4 protein-coding genes, 1 other RNA gene and 1 pseudogene are annotated in these 2510 nt (G+C 55.7%); 3 read left to right on the plus strand and 3 right to left on the minus strand.

What is annotated here, in order from left to right; all coding sequences use genetic code 11:
• Positions 1-127: 127 nt before the first annotated feature.
• The 3 genes from rsfS to ADN01_RS14685 are packed head-to-tail and all read right to left on the minus strand — an operon-like array spanning position 128 to position 1530.
• Entirely contained in the window at positions 128-442 is a 315-nt protein-coding gene (rsfS, locus tag ADN01_RS14675) for a ribosome silencing factor (protein WP_269082037.1), read from the minus strand.
• A 42-nt stretch (positions 443-484) separates the two neighbouring features.
• Entirely contained in the window at positions 485-1072 is a 588-nt protein-coding gene (thpR, locus tag ADN01_RS14680; RefSeq protein ID WP_062417937.1) for an RNA 2',3'-cyclic phosphodiesterase, read from the minus strand.
• A 23-nt stretch (positions 1073-1095) separates the two neighbouring features.
• Positions 1096-1530: a copper chaperone PCu(A)C gene (locus ADN01_RS14685; protein ID WP_082142725.1), complete on the minus strand. Its 435-nt coding sequence runs from the start codon at positions 1528-1530 to the stop codon at positions 1096-1098.
• Between the two features lie 140 nt (positions 1531-1670).
• Between ADN01_RS14685 and ssrS the strand changes: the two genes are divergently transcribed.
• The 3 genes and pseudogenes from ssrS to ADN01_RS20360 all read left to right on the plus strand — a co-directional run.
• Positions 1671-1847, plus strand: a non-coding RNA gene (gene ssrS / locus ADN01_RS14690) — 6S RNA.
• Positions 1848-1999: 152 nt separating this feature from the next.
• Positions 2000-2386: pseudogene (locus ADN01_RS14695) on the plus strand (ABC transporter ATP-binding protein); the annotation flags it as partial.
• 32 nt (positions 2387-2418) lie between these two features.
• A partial coding sequence (locus ADN01_RS20360; protein ID WP_407936234.1) for an IS1 family transposase occupies positions 2419-2510 on the plus strand: 92 nt, incomplete at its 3' end.

Consider the following 2510-nt stretch of genomic DNA (forward strand, 5'->3'; position numbering starts at 1 on the left):
GGGGTGGGGGTGGGTTGGGGGGCTGCAGGCTGACAGGCAGCCAGCAAACCAGCGAAAAGCATCCACAGCAGACTGCGTGGGGCGAGTCTGAACATTTGGGACCCCTTTCAAATGGGAAGGATTGCCGTTATTGAACGCGGAGCAGAACCTTACTCTGGTTCCAAAGCTGTTCGATCTGGTAGTACTCGCGCTGCTCGGGGTAGAACAGGTGCACGATAATATCCCCAAAGTCAACTAACAGCCAACCGTCGCTGGAACGACCTTCCAGCTTGCTGCTTAACTTAAAATCACGCTTGGCGGTGGTCTGAACGACGTCCGCCAGGCTGTCGAGCATGCGATCGGAGGTTCCAGAGCAAATGATGAAGTAATCGGTAAACGAAACCACGCCGTGCAGGTCCATGAGGACAATATTTTCGGCTTTTTTCTCTTCAAGCGCGTCCACCAGGGCGCGGGCGATATCTACGGTATTCAGAATACACCTCTCCTATGGGTTGTGCGAATTGCCCAGTGGGAAGGAGGCCAGGGGAGTATAGGCGGCCCCACCGGGGTTGAGATCGCTGCGGTATAGCACAATTGATTTTACCATCACCTGGCCCAGCTCGCCAATTTTCACCTGAGCCAGGGCGTCGGAAAGGCGGCGGGCTTCTTGGGGCGAAGCGTTATTGGAGACGCGCCCCAGGGTGAGGTGGGGGGAGAAGGGGCGCTCCTCGTTGGTATAGCCCAGTCGCTGGGTCTCGGCCTCAATGCCGCGCTGGGCGGCGGCAAGGGCGGGCGGGGCCTGAACCCCCACCCATAAAACGCGGGGCCAACGTGTGTTGGGGAAGGCGCCGAACCCGCTGACGGTGAAGGTGAAGGGGGTGTGGCGGGCAGCCTCCCCCGCCAGGACGCGCTGGAGAGTCTCGATATTGGCCAACGAAACATCCCCCAGGAATTTGAGGGTCAGATGGATGTTTTGGGAAGGCACCCAACGCACGATGGTGGTTTGCTGCTTGAGGCTCTGGATGATGTCATCCAATTGGCGGTGAATATCGGCGGTGAGGTTGAGGGCGATGAAAGAGCGAATGGTGGGCATGGCGGTCCTGCGCGGTGTAAGGGTTAGGGGGTTTTGACGGGAACCTCAAGTTGGAGTGTGCCGGCATTTTGAAAGGTGAGGGTGAGGGCGAGGGTGTCGCCGGCGTTCAGATCCTGGGTGAGGCCGATGAGCATCACGTGCAGGCCGCCCGGTTTGAAGGACACCTGGCCCTGGGCGGGGATGGGGACGTTTTCCTGCGGCTGCATCATCATATTACCGCTGGCGTCCATCATGCTGATATGCAGTTCGGTGCTGGCGGCGGCGGTGCATTCGGCTTTGAGGAGCAGGTCCTCTTCGGCCAGGGGGTTTTGAACCTCGAAATAAACCGCGCTGTTGCCGTCCTTGAGGCCGGGGCGCGCCCAGGCATCGTGAAGGGTCAGCCCTTGTTTGGGGGTGCAGGCTGCCAGCAAAAACGCACTGAGAAAGACGGCGACCATGCCCATACCGCTACGTTTCATGAGAATTCCTCGCTGAATTGATGGTAATTTCGATCACTATTCCCAAAAAAGTATACGCACAGGTGAGAGGACTGTCAAGCTGGGCTTTGAAGGGAAAATGAAACCATCTACCCATTTGAAAAAATTTGTGGTATAAGAAAAGTACCCTGCTGTGTTCGTGATGTTGCATGATCGGTTTTGGGCCAACACCTTTGTTATAGGGTCCCTTATCTGCAGACACGACACGATAGGCTTCGGCCAAGGTGATCGTGCTGAGGCGGGACCCGCCTGCGCAAGCAGGTTCAAAACTGCGCAGCACACGGCATGGTGGGGTACTTTTATACCTACAGGCTGACCCGATAAGTCAGCTTGTTTGATTTTAATGTAAGAAAATCCTGAAAATGAAAAATTGATGATCATTTTCTGTTGCATTTTCTGTGGAGCGATCATATAATGATGTCACTATACTCGTTCCCGGAAGGAGGAAGGCATGGCTGGAGTAAAGTTTGATCATGTTTGGAAACGGTTTGGGGATTTTGTGGCGTTGAATGACCTGAACCTGGAAATTGAGGACAAGGAATTCCTGGTCCTGGTTGGGCCGTCTGGCTGCGGTAAGACCACGGCGCTGCGCTGTCTGGCAGGGCTGGAAGAGGTCACGGACGGCAGCGTGATGATCGGCGACACCATCGTGAACGACATCGCCCCGAAAGACCGCGACATCGCCATGGTGTTCCAGAGCTACGCGCTCTATCCGCACATGACCGTGTTCGATAACATGGCCTTTGGGTTGAAGCTGCGCAAGGTGCCCAAGGAAAAAATCAAAGAAAAAGTGCAGCAGGCCGCGGAGATCCTGGGGATTGAGCACCTGTTGAAGCGGGGAGTGGCTAGAAACTGGGCTAAAATAAAGACATGATCAGATGCCCCCAATGTCAGCGAACAGAACGCCAAAACCGAGCTGGAAAAACAGACAGCGGCAGCCAGCGCTATCGCTGCATGTTCTG

Origin of the sequence: Levilinea saccharolytica (genome assembly GCF_001306035.1) — a bacterium.
GTDB classification, from domain to species: domain Bacteria; phylum Chloroflexota; class Anaerolineae; order Anaerolineales; family Anaerolineaceae; genus Levilinea; species Levilinea saccharolytica.